The following is a 17036-nucleotide window of genomic DNA, read 5'->3' as shown; positions in this document are numbered from 1 at the left end:
GAAAGGCAGAAATTCATATGAGAAAATTGAAAATGTGGCTTCTGGGGCTGGCTGCAGCGGCGATGCTGTCTGTTTCAGCGTGCGCGCAGGAGATTCCAGAGGAAAGTCTGAATGGAAACGGAAGTGTCAGCGCGGAGGAAAATCAGGCGGAAAGTGCGGACGGAGATTCGCAGGCGGTGTCATCGTCAGAAAATGGTGGAAACCGTGTATCTTCTGCTTCGGGAACGTCATTTAATCTGGCGGATGTACCGGCATATTCCGGTCAGCCGTATGTGGCGGTCAATGGAAATGTGCCGTATTTTACCGATGCGGACCTGACGGATGTATCATTTGAGAGTTACAGTGATCTGGACAGCCTGGGGCGCTGCGGCGTGGCATATGCTTCGGTCTCGCAGGACACGATGCCGACGGAGAAGCGCGGCTCGATCGGGGAAGTCAAGCCGACGGGCTGGCATACGGCGAAGTATGACAATGTGGATGGAAAGTATCTCTATAACCGCTGTCATCTGATCGGCTACCAGCTTACGGCGGAGAATGCCAATGTCGAAAACCTGATTACCGGAACCCGCTATCTGAACGTACAGGGAATGCTGCCATTTGAAAATCTGACAGCCGATTACGTGAAAGAAACCGGAAACCATGTCATGTACCGCGTGACACCGGTTTTTGAGGGCAATAATCTGGTTGTCTCCGGCGTCCTGATGGAGGCGGAATCCGTCGAGGATCAGGGCGAGGGAGTGCTGTTCTGCGTGTACGTCTATAATGTCCAGCCGGGTATTGCGATCGATTATGCGACAGGAGAAAGCTGGGCGGACGGTTCTGGAAGTGCGGGAAGCACAGCCGGACAGGGAACGGCTGGAAATGGCAGCAGCCAGAATCAATCGGCTGGATCGGGAGCAGCTGGTTCGTCGGGAGGCGGCGCTGGATCCTCTGGAAGCAGCGCGACGGTTCAGACCTACATTCTCAATACCAACTCGAAAAAATTTCATCTTCCAAGCTGCACATCTGTCACCCAGATGAAGGCGGCAAACCGGCAGGAATTTACCGGTACGCGCAATGAAGTGATTGCAGAGGGATATGAACCATGTAAGAACTGCAATCCCTGATAAAACAGGGATGCAAAGTGTCTCGTTTGTGCTGTGTATGGAAAGAATCGGATGAGAACACGGTTAAGGAAGTTTCAAGAAGAAGCAATTCCTTAAAGAAAAGTTATAAGAGAAATTTTCCGCTTACGATACGCCCCCGGTGTACATCCGGTCAGGCGTTTGAAACAGGAAGAATAGTAGCTTTGTGTTGTAAAGCCGGAGCTTTGGGCAATTTCCGCGATAGATAGGCGGGAGTTGTTCAAAAGCTCCTGGCTTTTTTTGATCCGGTATTCAAGGAGATACTGGAAAATCGTGATGCCAGTCATCCGTTTGAAAAAACGTTCACATTCTTCCGGACAGAGGCAGACTGCGTCAGAGATCTCGCGCAGGGTGATTTTCTGCGAGTAATGCGCCTGCAAGTAGTGAAAAATCTCTTTCAGGCGGCTGTTGGCGGCAGAAGTATCACCGCGTTTATTGAACGTGGATTCGTCTTGACGGAGAAAGCGCCAGGCGATGATCCAGAGGGAAAACAGGATACCATATACCTGAAACGAGCTTTCAGGTGTGTGATTCTCTGAAAGCTGTAAAATACGGCAGATGGAGTCCGCCAGCAGAGAGCCGTCGGGGGTGAGGGCGTCAAACTGGAAAAAAGACAAGGTTTCCTCATTCAAAAGGGGCAGAACCATCGCATCCGACAAAGCAGCCCCGCTGGCAGCAGTCAGAAGCGCCGGGGAAAAATTGATGCAGTAGTAGGAGGAATCCGTCGTCAATGGCAAAGCGCTGTGGACGAGCCGCCGGTTTAAAAAAATACCGCAGCCGGACGAAATCGGGAATCTGGAACCAGGCGTCTGAAAACAGACCTCGCCGCGCTCGACCAGGCAGAACTGGAAATCTTCATGCCAGTGCCAGCTCACAAGCTGATAAGACGGATCGGAAAAGTCGGTTCGGTACACCGAAACCGGAAAATCCGGGAAAATACGAATCAGGTTTTCCTCCCGGTCAGAATTTATGGAAAGATAGTTTGTAATCATAATAACCTCAATATAATGAAAAAATAAGCCGATATTTTTATATATAAATAAAGATAATACCGATATAATGATAAAGTCAATGAAAAAGAACGAAACTCATAAAAGAATAGTGGAGAAATGAAAGATGTTAAAAAGAAATAGAGATGGAAAGAATCAAATGAACATCAAGGAGTCGAATCATGCCACAGAAAAACAGGCATCAAATTCCACAGAAGTTCCTTCTTCGTCTGCCCGCCTCGGCGCTCTCTGCTGCATGATCGGTGCGACTAGCTGGGGATTTTCGGGAACATGCGGGGAGGCACTGTTTTCATCCTACCCGATCGATGCGGCGTGGGTGACGGCGCTTAGAATGCTGGGGGCGGGGACGATTCTTCTGCTTGCTGCCGCTGCGAAGGGAAAATTGCCGGTGCGGGCACTGGTTCAGGATAAGAAAGCGATGGCTCAGATGGTGCTGTTTTCGTTTCTGGGATTGGTGCTGTCCCAGTATGCGTACTTAAATGCAATCAAATGGACCAATTCGGGAACGGCGACGGTGCTGCAGAATTTATCGATTATCTTCGTGGCGGTCTTTGTATGCGCGGCAGAACGTACATTGCCCACGAAACGGACGTTTTTCTGTATCTGTCTGGCATTCTTTGGAGTCTGGCTGATCGCGACGGGAGGAAGACTGGACGGCATGGAACTGACGGCGAAGGGACTTTTCTGGGGAATCATGGGAGGTGTCGGCGCAGCTGCGTATTTCCTGCTTTCAAAAAATCCGGTGAAGCAGTGGGGAAGTATTCCTGCAACCGGGATGGGAATGTTTATCGGCGGCGTGTTTCTATCGGGAGCCGTCCGCATCTGGGAAGTTCCGGCGGGGCTGGACGGTCATGCCGCATTTTATCTGGGTGTGCTTGTGATACTGGGAAGTGCGGTTGCGTATACTCTTTTTTTAAAGGGAGTTTCTTTGACGGGACCGGTGCGCGCTTCGGTGCTTGCCTGCCTGGAACCGCTGACGGCGGCGTGCCTGTCAGCGGTCTGGCTGAATTCCGTTTTTACACCGGCAGAGTTGATTGGATTCGTCTGTATTCTGGCGACGGTTTTGATTATGAAATAGTATAAAAAAAGTTGTGAATGATGCCATTATTTCTCTTAATTGGGGAATTGGAAAAAGACTTAGTGTGGAGTTAACTGGAAATAATAAGCCTGAGTATGGAAAAAAGGTTGTTGCAGAAGTCAGTAAACGGCTGGAACAGGAGTATGGTTCGGGATTTGATAAAACATCAATTTCAAGAATGATTAAGTTTTATCAGGAATTTCCTGACTTCGAAAAAGTTGCGACATTGTCGCAACAATTGACCTGGTCGCATTTTGTAGAGATTCTGCCAATACAAGATGAGTTAAAAAGAGATTTTTATGCTGCAATGTGTATGCAGGAAAACTGGTCAGTGCGAACACTGCGTGAAAGAAAAAAATCCATGCTTTATGAACGAACTGCAATATCGAAGAAACCAGAAGAAACGATTAAAAATGAAATTGCGGAATTACGAGATGATGGAAAAATGAGTCTGGATCTTTTTTACAGAGATCCATATATGCTTGATTTTCTCGGTTTACGTGATACTTATAGTGAAAAAGATTTAGAAAATGCTATTCTTGCAGAATTAGAAAAATTTATTCTGGAAATGGGATCGGATTTTGCATTTTTAGCAAGACAGAAACATTTTGTACTGGATGGCAAGGACTACTATATGGATTTATTATTCTATCATAGAGGCTTGAGAAGGTTGGTTCTTGTTGAACTAAAGCTTGGGGAATTTGAACCGCAGGATAAAGGACAAGTCGAGCTGTATTTGCGATGGCTGGAAAAGAATGAAAGAGTGGAAGGTGAAGAAAGTCCGGTTGCACTTATATTATGTGCAGAAAAATCACAGGAAACTATAGAATTAATGCAATTGGATCATGGAAATATTCATGTGGGACAGTATATGACCAAAATGCCTCCAAAAGAACTTTTAGAACAGAAGCTATCCCTTGCTATTGCAAATGCGAGAGAATTGTTAGAACAAAGGAAAGAAGAATAGAAATTTTCAATTTAATAATGAAGTGCAGAGAAAGGCGTGAGTCATAGAAATGTGGCTTGCGTCTTTTTCTGTCTGGAAAGGAAGTGGGATAGAATGGCACAGATTTTTCGTGTAGAGAGAACTAAGAATTTTACGGTAATGAGTAATCACCATTTCAAGAATAAGAAGCCAGATTGAAAAAGGGGAAGTCATTGCATGGAGCAAAGATAAATATAACCTGTTCCATCAGCAGGTGAAAGACAGCTTAGTAGCGGATTGTGCAATGGCAGTGTTAAAAGCACTGGAAAATTGTATCAGCAAAGAAAAGTTTAAGGAAAAAATGAAACAGTTTGGATGGAATGTAAATTGGACAGAGAAACGGAAGCACATTATTTTTCAGAACCAGAATGGGAAGAAGGTGAGAGACAGCAATCTGTCAAAAACATTTCATCTGGATATCAGCAAGGAGGGACTAGAGAATGAATTTGATAGAAATAGGAAAAAATCCAGAGATATTGAAATCAGAGAAAGCAGAGCAGCCGAAGAACTTAGAAATTATTACAGAGAACTTGACACAGCCATCGCAGCTGCCGGAGGAATCACCGATCAAGCTCAAAGTAGAAAAAGATCTTCTAATGCAGAGTTTCGAGAGAGCGAAAGAGTTCATGCGGACACAGAAAAAGCAGATACAGATGCTGGAAGAAGAGAAACAGACGATCTTGTCCGACAGGCAGAGATTGCGAGAAGAAGTTCGGAAATCAACCGTAGGAATTCAGTGTCTGACAACCGAATTGTCCGAAACGCAGAAGCTGAATCAATCGCTTCAGCAGAGCAACGACGATCTGAGGAACAGAAAATCTGTCTGAATAGAACAGACTTGTAAAACTGCAGAAAGCATCTGCGGAGTGGAAACTGAATACACGAGGAAAATAAAAAATTGAAACACCAAGACTTGACAAATTCCTGTAAGGAGTTAAAATATAACAGTGTTATATAGCACTGTTATATTTTGAAAAGAAGTTTAGAGGATACGAAAAGAATGTCGACGAAAGCAGAAGATACACAGAAAAACATATTAGATACAGCCAGAAAACATTTTCTGAAAGATGGTTTGACAGGAGCATCTTTAAGAAATATTGTAAAAGATGCAGGACTTACTACTGGCGCATTTTACAAATATTATCCGACGAAAGAGGCACTTTTTGATGCACTGACGGATCCTTATATGGAACATATTTATCAGATTTATGACCAGATCGTTGAGGAGTTTGAAAAGCTTTCTGCCAGTGATCAGACAAGGAATATGTCGGATACATCCAGTGATGGGATGGAGCAGATGGTTGATTATATCTATGATCATTATGATAATTTCAGATTATTGTTGAAATGCGGAGACAGTGGAAAATTTGAATTATTCATACACAATATGGTAGAGCGGGAAATGAAGTCCAGCCTGAATTATATGGAAAAGATGAAAGAGAACGGTGTAAAAATACCGATTGTAGAGGAAAGCCTTATGCATATGATCTATACGGGATTTTTTTCATCAGTATTTCAGATCATTGAGCATGATATAGACAGGGAGACTGCAAAGAAAAATGTACATCAACTGAAAGAATTTAATACAGGTGGCTGGGAACGATTGTGGAATATTGAATTTCCAGTATAACTGATGCAGGAATTCTGAATAGGTTATGTGTGTTGCAGGTTCTGGATTTCTGAATAAAGTTCAGACAGGATAATAATATCAGGTGGTTGATGCCAGTAGACCACCTATTTTATTATATGTTGGTTAGCTCGAACTAACAGAAGGTAAAATAATAAAACGAAACAATAAAACGAACGTAAGGAGTGAAAAGATGTGAAAGAAAAAAAGAAGTCGGCAGTCAGCTGGATCCTGACGTGGGCCGGACAAAAAAGAATTGCCTATGTGTGGAGTGTGTTACTTGCAATAGGAAATGTGATTTTTAAGATTTTGCCGTATTTTATTATTGCAGATGTAGTAAAGCTGTTTTTAAATGGTGAAAAGGAGTTTGAAATATATCTTGCAAAAGCGGTTCTGATTGTATTATCGTTTATCATTGCAGAACTGCTTCATTCACTTTCGACAGCATTGTCACATAAAGCAACGTTTGCAGTACTTGCAAATATAAGAAAATCCTGCTGTGACAAGCTGGCGCGGGTACCTCTTGGCTATGTGAAAGACACACCTTCCGGTACATTTAAAAATATTATGGTGGAAAGAATCGACAGTATCGAGACAACACTGGCGCATATTGTCCCGGAATTCACGTCCAATCTGCTGGCACCGATTGTGATTTTGATTTATTTCTTCCTGACAGACTGGAGACTGGCACTCTGGTCATTGGTGCCGGTTATAGTGGGATTTCTTTCCTATTTTGGAATGATGCTGGATTATAAACCAAGCTTCGAGAGAACGGTTCAGACAACAAAAGATCTGAATGATGCGGCAGTGGAATATATTGACGGAATCGAAGTGATCAAGGCATTTGGAAAGACAGAAAGTTCTTATGCAAAATTTACAAAGGCGGCTATGGCTTATGCAGATTCCTTTATTTCCTGGATGAAACGGTGCTCGATCTTTCATGGACTGATGATGGTGGTCACACCTTATACGCTTCTTACGGTATTGCCGTTTGGGGCACATTATGTAGCTAATGGAACACTTGCGATTTCAGATTTTGTCATCTGCATTATTTTATCACTTGGAGTCGTTGGACCGTTGATCACAGTGGGTTCCTATACAGATGATCTTGGCAAGATCGGAGTGATTGTTGGTGAAGTGGCAGGAATTCTGGAACAGCCGGAGCTTGAACGTCCAGAGAAAAGTAAAAGTGTTCCAAAAGATAACTCCGTTACTCTTGAAGATGTCAGATTTGGTTATCACGACAAAGAAATCCTGCACGGAGTAACTATGGAGCTGAAAGCAGGAACGGTAAATGCAATCGTAGGACCTTCCGGAAGCGGCAAGTCGACCATCGCAAAGCTGATTGCGTCCCTGTGGGATGTGGATTCCGGAAGCATCAAAATCGGTGGAGTTGATGTCAAAGAACTGGCATTTGCAGATTTTAATCGGAAAATTGCATATGTTGCACAGGACAATTATCTGTTTAATGAAACAGTCCGTGAAAATATCAGACAGGGAAATCCGGATGCTGCAGATGAACAGATCATCGAGGTGACAAAGAAAAGTGGATGCTATGAATTTATCATGCAGTTGGAGAATGGATTTGATACGGTTGTAGGAGGTGCAGGAGGACATCTGTCAGGTGGTGAGAGGCAGCGTATCTCCATTGCAAGAGCAATGTTAAAGGATGCTCCGATCGTGATCCTTGATGAGGCAACTGCCTACACAGATCCGGAAAATGAGGCAATTCTGCAGAATTCTATCGCAAAACTGGTAGCAGGGAAGACCCTGATCGTAATAGCACACAGACTTTCTACTGTTAAGGACAGTGACCAGATCTTTGTTGTAAATGATGGAAATGTAACAGCACATGGCACACATGAGGAACTTCTGGTGTCATGCCCGCTTTATAAGGAAATGTGGAATGCCCATATTTCTGTAAAAGATACGGTGAAGGAGGGAGAATGATATGTTTGGGATTCTGGCAAAATTCTTTCGTTTTTCAGGCAGGGAAAATGGCAATAAATTTAAACTGTCGATAGTGATCGGACTCATAGAGGCTCTTGCCTCAGCAATGAAGATTCCGGCTATTATGTACATACTGATTGGTCTGCTGAGTGGGAAACCGACAGGAAAATATATTGGAGGCTCCGTTGCGATTATGGTTCTTGCAATTGTAGTCGACGTAATCTGCAAGAGATACTCTACAGTGCTTCAGACAGAGGGAGGATATAATGCAAGTGCTTTTATGAGAATCAAGATTGCAGAACATCTGCGATATCTGCCGATGGGGTATTTCAATTCCAATAGTATCGGGGAAATTTCTTCCATTACAACCAATACAATGGAAATACTTGGCGATGTGGCTGCGAGAGTGGTTATGCTGACAATGCAGGGAATTCTGGAAACATCAATGATCATTCTTATGCTGTTTATTTTTGACTGGAGAATTGGACTGATAGCTGCAGCAGGAGTACTTATTTTCTTTGGGGTCAATTCTGTGATGCAGAATGCGGGTAAAAAAGATTCAGAGCAAAAAGTGGTATGCGATATGGAGCTTGTAAACCAGATCATGGAGTATCTGCAGGGAATATCAGAAGTTAAATCATATAACTTGCTTGGGAAACAGGCGAAAAGATTAAATGATGCAAATGAAGCATGTGAAAAGATCAATACAAAGATGGAAATGGTGTTTGTGCCCTATCATTTTCTGCAAAGTGTGATAACCAAAATTACAGGTGCTGTGATCGTGGCTTGCAGTGCATATTTTTATATTAATGGAACTATGAGTGCGGTCTATGCGATCGGTATGACAATTTCAGCATTTATGCTTTATGCCAGTCTGGAATGTGCAGGAAATTATTCATCTCTTTTACATGTGGTAAGCGTATGTGTAGATAAAGCAAATGCAATATTGGAGCTGGATACCATGGATATCGACGGTAAAGAAATACAGCCGGAAAATTACGATATCAGACTTTCTAATGTTTCGTTTTCTTATGACAAACGGAAGATCATTGATGATATATCGCTCTCTATTCCGCAGAAAACGACGACAGCAATCGTTGGACCATCTGGTGGAGGAAAATCAACACTTTGCAATCTGATTGCCAGGTTCTGGGATGTGGATTCCGGGGAAGTGACACTTGGAGGTGTGAATGTAAAAGACTACAGCATGAACAGTCTGATGAGTAATTTCTCATTTGTGTTTCAGTCGGTGTATTTGTTTGCAGACACCATTGAGAATAATATTAAATTCGGACGCCAGGATGCAAGTCATGAGGAAGTGGTGGAAGCGGCGAAGAAAGCATGTTGTCATGATTTCATCAGCAAACTTCCGAATGGATATGACACAGTGATCGGAGAAGGAGGAGCCACACTTTCCGGTGGTGAGAAGCAGCGTATTTCGATAGCCAGAGCGATTATGAAGGATGCGCCAATCGTCATATTGGATGAAGCAACGGCAAATGTTGATCCGGAGAATGAAAAGGATCTGATGGATGCAGTAGATGCACTTACAAAGGAAAAAACGATTATTATGATTGCCCACAGATTAAAAACAGTCAGACATGCAGACCAGATTGTGGTTGTTGAAAAAGGAAGAATTGCACAGCAGGGAACACATGAGCAATTAATGAAACAGGAAGGTATTTATAAGAGATTTGTGGATGCAAGGCAGCAGGCGGTAAGTTGGAAACTGGTGCACTGAGAAATAATCCACAGTCGGTGAATATCCAAATTGAATTGTCTGAAAGAGATTTAATTTAAGTTTCGCTAAGTTTCACTTATATAGGCAGAATGAGGGATATTCAATAATGTAATATGAAAAAAGCACTGAAAACCGTTGGATTATGGGTTTTACAGTGCTTTTCCTTTTGCCAAAGAGGAAAAATGCAGTGAATTTAAGTTTTGCTACGTGTTGTGGATTTTAAGACATCTCACGTAAGGACGTTCTTTTCTGCATTGTCAGATGAAGGACTGGCACACAGTACGATCAAAGGTCTTTATGGCTTATTGAATCCCAGTTTTGAACTGGCAGTGGAAGATGGGATTATCCGCAAGAATCCAGTAACAGGAACACTTGGAGATTATGGGGCTCCGGCAAAGGAGAAAGAAGCATTGACACTGGAACAGCAGGAAAAACTTTTGAAGTTTGTTGAACAGAGTAATGTGTATAAGCCTCATCTTCCAATGATGCAGGTTATGTTTGGGGCTTGCCTGAGAGTGAGTGAAACCATCGGCTTAACCTGGTCAGATGTGGACATGAAGAACCGGGAGATCCATGTAGGTGGACGCAGTGGATTCATCTTTAATACAAAGCATGGACGTCCGATTATGCCAGCGGGAGTGAACAGCTTTCTGAAAAATATTGTTAATGCCTATAATAAAAAAGAAAGCAAATTGGCAGAAGAAGAGAAGCGAGAGCCGGAGTTGATGCCTCCTATTTCATCGCATACCCTTCGTCATACGGGATGTACCAGATTGGGTGAGAACAATGTCAATCCCAAAGTTATGCAGTATGTGATGGGCCATTCAGATGCACAGATCACAATGAATGTCTATAATCATATTTCAGATAAGTCTCATGTGGAGAATGAGATGTCTAAAATGAACCTGCCAGAAACCGTACCTGCTGTGGTATAAACCATAAGTTGTTGTCGTAAAATGTGGTAAGAAAATCAGACGAATATATTTTTCCAAGAATTTGTCGTAAAAATGTGGTCAAACCAAGAAAATTGAGTGCGAAAGTAAGTGAAAAATCCCTGTGAAGTAGTGGCATACGCCATGCACAGCTCGGGAAAGACTTCCCTCGCTGTAGGGCTGTCGCCCTATAGATTTCCATGAAAGAGCCATCTTTATCAAGCAAGCTTGAAAGATGGCTCTTTCACGTAAATGTGCATGGCTCGTAGCGTTCACAAATTCTTCACAAAAAAATTAGCACTCGCCTCTTGACAGTGCTAATAAGAAGTGCTATAACATAGCCAGAACGAAGGAAGAGGAAGAAAAGAAAAGTTCCCAGACCGTCCCGGTTCCGAAAATGTTGGTAAATAAACATAATGAAATGAAGTTAGAAAAGGAGAGATGACTTATGTTAATGCCGAGTATTTTTGGAGAAAATTTGTTTGATGATTTCTTTAATGATTTTCCGTTTTATGATGATAAAGCCGGACAGAAGATAGAGAAAAAGCTGTATGGACGCCATGGACAGAACCTGATGAAGACCGATATCAAGGAAATGGAAGATGGCTATGAGCTGGAGATGGATCTGCCGGGATTTAAGAAAGAAGAGATTTCGATTTCCCTGGAAGATGGTAATCTGACGATTCAGGCTGCGAAGGGACTGGATGAGGACGAGAAGGAGAAAAAGTCCGGTCGTTACATCCGCAGAGAGCGTTACGCAGGTTCCTGTGCGAGAAGCTTCTATGTCGGTGATGATATAACAGAGGAAGATATCAAGGCGGAATTTAAGCATGGTATTTTGAAAATTTTTGTTCCGAAGAAAGAAGCAAAACCGGAAGTCGAGCAGAAAAAATATATTGCGATTGAAGGATAATGTAGAAGAAGCAGTCAGCCGGATTGATGGATGCAGTTGTCTGGCTGTAACATAGAAAAGAGCGCTGCGGCACTCATGGAGCAGTTTTACCAGAAATGGAAAGCCGGTTTGTGAGTGTTGCGGCGCTCTTTTTCACTATTTTATCTCTGATTAGTAGTTAATAGCTGTGATACCGATAGATCCCTCTTTGTCCAGACCAAAGGTAACTGCCGGTTTACCGGATGGATCGCCTACGATGAAACCTGCATTGGTCAGTTCGGTGGAAGAAACATCGGCTGTCTTGACTGCCTCAATCAGCGCGTCGGTAAATACCTTGTCTGCGTCGAGAGCCATAAATTCAGTTCTGTTATTTACGACAATCCCGTCATCGATGCCGATGTAGGACGGATAGAAAAGCAGCTCGGCTAAATCGTTCATATTTTTATTGGCGATGATGCTTTGAAGGGATCTGGCAAAACCACGGTAAAGTTCTGTGATTTCTTTTTCGCTCAGAGTCTCGTCTTCTGCATGATCTGCATCCGTTGTCTGGGCGGTTTCTTTTTCTCCGGCAGTAGTTGTTTTGCTGGCATCGCTGCTTTCTGCTGATGTATCGTTTTCCTGTGTGGATTCAGCGGCAGTTGTTTCAGCCGTGGTTGTTTCAGACGGCTGGCTGGAGCAGGCGGTCATGCTGGCGGCTGCGATGAGAGTGGAAACCATCAAGGTATAAATTGATTTTCTCATATTTCCTCCATTTGTAATCAATGGACTCCCGGAAGCTTTCTGTGCTTAATTTTGTGAGATGATTTGCAGGAAAGAATCCGAGAGTACCTATCAATAAGGTATGGACAGTAGGTGTCCTCTGCCTGTATGTTTTGCTGATATGATTATCATATCATAAGGCGATGGGAATGTATATGAGGTTTAATGTAATGCGTTTAAATCCGCCTTTTTTAGCCTTTTATTTTTTATAGAAACAATTCCCACCAACCACCTGATAGCTGGAGTAGCTGTCGTAGTTTGCTGATTTGGTCGAGGTAAAATAAAGGTAGTCGCCTATCTGATTCTCCCCGGCGAGCGCTGCCTTTGCCGCCTTGGTGGCAGTAGAGGACGGTCCTCTATCGAGATATTTGTCAAGCAGGCCGGAGGTCGCGCCTGGGAACTGTCCGTCCGCGTAGATGACGCTGGAGATGGATTTGCCCCATTTGCCAGATTTGACGCGGTTGACGATCAGACTTCCGACTGCCAGATAGCTTTCATAGGATCCGCCGTTGGCTTCCATCGTGAGGCAGGCGGAGAGCAGATAAACGTCGCTCTCGGAGGCGGAGATCACGTAGGATGATTTAGCGGCTGGTGCAGCCGTGCTCTTTTTCGAAGAGCTTCCAGAATTTCCAGATTTTCCCGAAGTCTGGGAGGAACCTTTAGCCGCGTTTGCTTTTGCCTGCGATTTTGCGGCTGCAATCTGGGCCTCCTCGGCGGCTCTGGATGCCTGCTCAGCTTCTTCAGCAGCCTGCCGTGCCGCCTCCAGCGCTGCCATCTCAGCCTCAATGCTGATTGCGCGTCCTGGCTTAACGCTGATTGTGACATAATCAGAAGAAACGTAACCGGAGGTGTCAACAGAAAGCTGGATTTTGACCCATCCAGTTTCCTGACTCAGTACAGGATAGTAGTCCTCCGCGGCAGCCAGACCGACGATGGCAGAATCCGTGCTGGCTTCCTCACGTACATGGAGTGTCTGTGTGCTGACGGTAGCGATATAGAGACCGAGCTCTTTGGCGAGCGGCTTGATATCATCGCCAAATACAAGATAATCGTCCTTGAGCCATCCCTCCAGCCCACCGGAGCGGATTTTTGTCCAGCCATTTTTGCGTTTTAAAATGGTACCGCCGCCTCCGCGGAAGCAGGTGCCGAGTACTTTGGCATCTGTATCTGGTTTTTCTCTCAGGTTCAGCGCATCATCCACATTGGCGACCGCGAGATTTTCATACGGATCGACCGGCTTTTCTTCTTTGATTTTGGCTTTCGCCGTACTTTTAGCATCGGTGCCGGTCTGATGACTGTTTTTTAAGGTGCTGGAAGAAGCGATGGAAGGATCAGAGCCTGCTTTGTTCTTCTTATCAGAAGGTTTAGAGAGGCATAGAAATGCCAGCAGAGCCGCCCCGGCTACAATAAAAAGGATCAGGAAATAGATCGCCATCATTGTTTTATCCATTTTTTTGCGCCTGGAAGAAGCAGGTTTCAAAGGGGAATCGTTCATATCGTATATCCTTTCTGATATAAAAACATCTTGGAAATATTACAAAGATATTACAAAATTCTTCATTTACTATAGCAAATAGGAAAATCCTTGTCAACAAAGGGGGATTTTACGATTAGAAGAGGAGATGAAACTGAGTAAAAATGATGTTTTTGGAAACACTATTCCATCAGTGACAGCAATCGTTTCGCCGGAATTCACACGAAACAATCAATCAAAAACAATCATAAAAAATCAAAATTGTGCAATATAACCCAAAAAGAGGCAGCATGTTTGTGAATAAGTTTGATTGATTTTGAATGAAAATGATTTTATAATACAGTCAGAATCAATCAAGATAAGAAAGGAATGAAGGCTTATGATTTATACGGTAACCTTTAATCCATCGTTAGATTATATTGTGTCAGTGAGCGATTTTAAGCTCGGACTGACCAACCGGACGGATTCGGAGCTTTTGCTTCCGGGCGGAAAGGGAATCAATGTTTCGACGGTCCTTCAAAACCTTGGAATTGCCAATACGGCGCTTGGCTTTACTGCCGGGTTTGTCGGCGAGGAGGTTCGGAAGGAAGTGGAGCAGCTGGGCGTGAAAGCCGAGTTTATTTCCCTGGATGAGGGAGTCTCCCGCATCAACCTGAAGCTGAAATCCATCGACGGGACTGAGATCAACGGTCGGGGACCGAAGATTCCGCGGGAAGCGGTGGATGCGCTGATGACCCAGCTTGACCGGCTGGGGGCGGATGATACGTTGGTGCTGGCTGGAAGTATTCCAGCGTCGATGCCGGATGATATTTATCAGAAGATTATGGAGCGCCTGGATGGCAGGGACGTCCGGATTGTTGTGGACGCGACCAAGGATCTGCTGCTCAATGTGCTGGGACACCATCCATTTTTAATCAAACCGAACAATCATGAACTGGGAGACATTTTCGGCGTGAAGCTCTCGGAGCGGGAGGAAGTTGTTCCGTATGCGAAGAAGCTGCAGGAAAAAGGTGCGGTCAACGTGCTGGTTTCGATGGCAGGCAAGGGCGCGGTTCTTCTGGCGGAGGATGGAAGCGTCTATGCGGCGGAAGCACCGAAGGGAACCTTGAAAAATGGTGTCGGAGCCGGAGATTCGATGGTAGCCGGTTTCCTGGCCGGATACGGGGAGAGCGGAGATTATGAACACGCTTTCCGCATGGGACTGGCAGCTGGAAGCGCGAGCGCCTTTTCGGAGCAGCTGGCGACGAAGGATGAGATAAAGAAAGTGTATGAGAACTGTAGAATCACAAAAATCGGATGAGGTTGTATGCAGACATTTTTGAAGCTGGCAAAATGTACTGCCGGATATGCAATGCATACCTGACATTCGGGCATAAATAGGGAGGCAACAGATATGAAGATTACTGATTTACTGGATCCGAGAAGTATATCGCTGGATGCGGCACCCACCAGCAAATCGGAGACACTGGACAAGGCGGTAGAGCTGATGGCGGCGAGCGGAAAGCTGTCGGATGTCGAGGCATTCCGCAAGCAGGTTTATGCGAGAGAAGAAGAGAGCACGACCGGTATCGGCGAGGGGATTGCAATTCCTCATGGAAAATGTGATGCGGTCAAAAAGCCGGGGCTGGCGGCGATGGTCATCAAAAATGGCGTGGATTTCGACTCCCTGGACGGCGAACCGGTCACTCTGCTGTTCTTGATTGCAGCGCCAAATACAAAAGATAACGTACATCTGGATGTGTTAAGCAAGCTTTCCGTTCTCATGATGGACGAGAATTTCTCAGATTCCCTGCGAAATGCCTCTTCGGTGGAAGACTTTCTTTCCATTATTGATAAGGCAGATGCAGAACAGGCCGGCATCGATGAGAGACTGGCGGCTGATTCCGGCGAAGGAGCGGTAGATACAAATGGAGAGAATGCCGCACAAGCAGGTGGTCAGGAGATTCAGGCGCAAAAAGCGGGTGCAGAGACGGAAAAGACAGCCGGACCGAAGATCTTAGCGGTTACTTCCTGTCCGACCGGTATCGCGCACACCTACATGGCAGCCGAAGGCCTGGAAAAAGCGGCACGCGCGAAGGGCTGGAAGATCAAAGTTGAGACGCGCGGTTCAGCCGGAGCAAAAAATGTGCTGACGGCACAGGAGATCGAGGCGGCGGACTGCATCATCGTGGCAGCGGACGCACAGGTGCCGATGGATCGGTTTGACGGAAAACGAGTGATCGAATGTCAGGTTTCGGACGGTATCAGCAAGGCACCGGAGCTTTTGGAGCGCGCGGCGTCCGGGGAGGTACCGGTTTACCACGCAGCATCATCTGGAAGCAGCAGCCCGGCAAAGGCAGCCTCTGGCGGCAAATCGGGCAGTGTCGGACACCAGATTTACACGCAGCTGATGAATGGTGTCTCCCACATGCTTCCGTTTGTAGTCGGCGGCGGCATCCTGATTGCGATTGCGTTTCTGATTGATGGTTTTAGTGTGGATATGAATGCACTCCCGCTCGACCAGCGTGTAAACTTTGGTACGATTACCCCGCTGGCGGCATGGTTTAAAAATGTCGGCGGTGTGGCATTTGGCTTTATGCTCCCGATTCTGGCTGGTTTCATCGCGATGGCGATCGGAGACCGCCCGGCGCTGGCAGTCGGTTTTGTCGGCGGCATGATTGCTTCTCAGGGAAAATCAGGTTTCCTTGGTGCCCTGGCGGCAGGTTTTATTGCCGGATATCTGATTCTGGCGCTTCGGAAAGCGTGCGAGAATCTTCCAGAGGCACTGGAAAAGATTGCTCCGGTCCTGATTTACCCGGTTGTGGGCGTCCTGCTCATCGGACTGGTTATGAGCTTCGTCGTAGAGCCGGTCATGGGCGCGATCAATATGGCGTTAAACAATGGTCTGAGCAGCATGGGTGGTTCGAGTAAGCTGATTCTTGGTTTTGTGCTGGCGGCGATGATGGCGATCGACATGGGCGGTCCATTCAACAAGGCGGCATATGTATTTGGTACGGCGGCAATCGCCTCCGGCAACTACGATGTGATGGCAGCTGTTATGATTGGCGGTATGACACCGCCGTGTGCGATTGCGCTGGCAACAATGCTGTTTAAGAAGAAATTTACAAAGGAAGAGCGCGAGGCAGGACCGACCAACTTCATCATGGGTCTGGCATTCATCACGGAGGGCGCGATTCCATTTGCAGCGTCCGATCCGGTACACGTGCTTCCAGCCTGCATCGTCGGTTCGGGTGTTGCGGGAGCGATGAGCATGTTATTTAACTGTACGCTGATGGCGCCGCATGGCGGAATCTTCGTATTCCCAGTCATGGGAAATCCGCTGTTCTATCTGCTGGCACTGGTGGTTGGCATGGCGATCTCGACGGTACTCTTAGGAGTTCTCAAGAAGAATGTAGAAGAATAGATAAATAATTTTTTTTGACGGAATGTGAATCTTTATTAGAAATTTTTTGGTCAAATCAATC

The 17036-nt window shown here is 45.3% G+C and carries 14 protein-coding genes; 11 read left to right on the top strand and 3 right to left on the bottom strand.

Annotation, left to right across the window (positions count from 1 at the left end; genetic code table 11):
• The first annotated feature begins 17 nt into the window (after window positions 1-17).
• On the top strand, window positions 18-1106 hold the full coding sequence (locus tag DWZ76_RS05545) for a DNA/RNA non-specific endonuclease (RefSeq protein WP_118472135.1): 1089 nt from the start codon (window positions 18-20) through the stop codon (window positions 1104-1106).
• 92 nt (window positions 1107-1198) lie between these two features.
• Here the strand turns inward: DWZ76_RS05545 and DWZ76_RS05540 are convergent, their stop codons facing one another.
• Window positions 1199-2116, bottom strand: a complete 918-nt coding sequence (locus tag DWZ76_RS05540) for an AraC family transcriptional regulator (protein ID WP_118472115.1) — start codon at window positions 2114-2116, stop codon at window positions 1199-1201.
• A 124-nt stretch (window positions 2117-2240) separates the two neighbouring features.
• Here DWZ76_RS05540 and DWZ76_RS05535 point away from each other — a divergent pair, with 124 nt between their 5' ends.
• The 8 genes from DWZ76_RS05535 to DWZ76_RS05495 all read left to right on the top strand — a co-directional run bounded on the left by DWZ76_RS05535 (window position 2241) and on the right by DWZ76_RS05495 (window position 11360).
• Window positions 2241-3212, top strand: a complete 972-nt coding sequence (locus DWZ76_RS05535) for an EamA family transporter (protein WP_107000360.1) — start codon at window positions 2241-2243, stop codon at window positions 3210-3212.
• 13 nt (window positions 3213-3225) lie between these two features.
• Complete coding sequence (locus DWZ76_RS05530; protein WP_182431270.1) at window positions 3226-4179, top strand: PDDEXK nuclease domain-containing protein; 954 nt, start codon at window positions 3226-3228, stop codon at window positions 4177-4179.
• Between the two features lie 262 nt (window positions 4180-4441).
• A complete protein-coding gene (locus tag DWZ76_RS05520; protein ID WP_182431269.1) occupies window positions 4442-5041 on the top strand; it encodes a hypothetical protein in 600 nt (199 codons plus the stop codon).
• A gap of 126 nt (window positions 5042-5167) precedes the next feature.
• Window positions 5168-5827: a TetR/AcrR family transcriptional regulator gene (locus DWZ76_RS05515; RefSeq protein ID WP_233430187.1), complete on the top strand. Its 660-nt coding sequence runs from the start codon at window positions 5168-5170 to the stop codon at window positions 5825-5827.
• Window positions 5828-6019: 192 nt separating this feature from the next.
• Window positions 6020-7774: an ABC transporter ATP-binding protein gene (locus DWZ76_RS05510; RefSeq protein WP_118472113.1), complete on the top strand. Its 1755-nt coding sequence runs from the start codon at window positions 6020-6022 to the stop codon at window positions 7772-7774.
• Between the two features lies 1 nt (window position 7775).
• On the top strand, window positions 7776-9515 hold the full coding sequence (locus DWZ76_RS05505; RefSeq protein WP_118472112.1) for an ABC transporter ATP-binding protein: 1740 nt from the start codon (window positions 7776-7778) through the stop codon (window positions 9513-9515).
• A gap of 254 nt (window positions 9516-9769) precedes the next feature.
• The gene (locus tag DWZ76_RS05500; RefSeq protein ID WP_243017781.1) at window positions 9770-10450 is read left to right on the top strand and encodes a site-specific integrase; all 681 of its coding nucleotides are present in this window, start codon (window positions 9770-9772) and stop codon (window positions 10448-10450) included.
• Between the two features lie 445 nt (window positions 10451-10895).
• A complete protein-coding gene (locus tag DWZ76_RS05495; RefSeq protein WP_118472111.1) occupies window positions 10896-11360 on the top strand; it encodes an Hsp20/alpha crystallin family protein in 465 nt (154 codons plus the stop codon).
• A 150-nt stretch (window positions 11361-11510) separates the two neighbouring features.
• On the opposite strand, the gene DWZ76_RS05490 is transcribed toward DWZ76_RS05495, so the two are convergent.
• Window positions 11511-12080, bottom strand: a complete 570-nt coding sequence (locus DWZ76_RS05490) for a hypothetical protein (RefSeq protein WP_118472110.1) — start codon at window positions 12078-12080, stop codon at window positions 11511-11513.
• A 217-nt stretch (window positions 12081-12297) separates the two neighbouring features.
• Window positions 12298-13548 (bottom strand): cell wall hydrolase, encoded by a 1251-nt coding sequence (locus tag DWZ76_RS05485; protein WP_182431268.1) that lies wholly within the window; start codon window positions 13546-13548, stop codon window positions 12298-12300.
• 403 nt (window positions 13549-13951) lie between these two features.
• On the opposite strand from DWZ76_RS05485, the gene pfkB reads away from it, so the two are divergent.
• Both pfkB and DWZ76_RS05475 read left to right on the top strand, forming a co-directional pair.
• The gene (gene pfkB, locus DWZ76_RS05480; RefSeq protein WP_118472109.1) at window positions 13952-14872 is read left to right on the top strand and encodes a 1-phosphofructokinase; all 921 of its coding nucleotides are present in this window, start codon (window positions 13952-13954) and stop codon (window positions 14870-14872) included.
• A 93-nt stretch (window positions 14873-14965) separates the two neighbouring features.
• Window positions 14966-16975: a fructose-specific PTS transporter subunit EIIC gene (locus DWZ76_RS05475; protein ID WP_118472108.1), complete on the top strand. Its 2010-nt coding sequence runs from the start codon at window positions 14966-14968 to the stop codon at window positions 16973-16975.
• Window positions 16976-17036: the final 61 nt, after the last annotated feature.

This window comes from Clostridium sp. AF35-15, assembly GCF_003477745.1.
Classification (GTDB): Bacteria; Bacillota; Clostridia; order Lachnospirales; family Lachnospiraceae; genus Otoolea; species Otoolea fessa.
Note: the sequence above shows the minus strand (reverse complement) of the source record. Positions and strands in the feature narration are given on the sequence as shown.

Coding starts and splice junctions, on each gene's coding strand:
- DWZ76_RS05545 (WP_118472135.1), top strand. CDS start 18: ATGAGAAAATTGAAAATGTGGCTTCTGGGGCTGGCTGCAGCGGCGATG.
- DWZ76_RS05485 (WP_182431268.1), bottom strand. CDS start 13,548: ATGGATAAAACAATGATGGCGATCTATTTCCTGATCCTTTTTATTGTA.
- DWZ76_RS05540 (WP_118472115.1), bottom strand. CDS start 2,116: ATGATTACAAACTATCTTTCCATAAATTCTGACCGGGAGGAAAACCTG.
- DWZ76_RS05520 (WP_182431269.1), top strand. CDS start 4,442: ATGGCAGTGTTAAAAGCACTGGAAAATTGTATCAGCAAAGAAAAGTTT.
- DWZ76_RS05490 (WP_118472110.1), bottom strand. CDS start 12,080: ATGAGAAAATCAATTTATACCTTGATGGTTTCCACTCTCATCGCAGCC.
- pfkB (WP_118472109.1), top strand. CDS start 13,952: ATGATTTATACGGTAACCTTTAATCCATCGTTAGATTATATTGTGTCA.
- DWZ76_RS05475 (WP_118472108.1), top strand. CDS start 14,966: ATGAAGATTACTGATTTACTGGATCCGAGAAGTATATCGCTGGATGCG.
- DWZ76_RS05495 (WP_118472111.1), top strand. CDS start 10,896: ATGTTAATGCCGAGTATTTTTGGAGAAAATTTGTTTGATGATTTCTTT.
- DWZ76_RS05535 (WP_107000360.1), top strand. CDS start 2,241: ATGTTAAAAAGAAATAGAGATGGAAAGAATCAAATGAACATCAAGGAG.
- DWZ76_RS05505 (WP_118472112.1), top strand. CDS start 7,776: ATGTTTGGGATTCTGGCAAAATTCTTTCGTTTTTCAGGCAGGGAAAAT.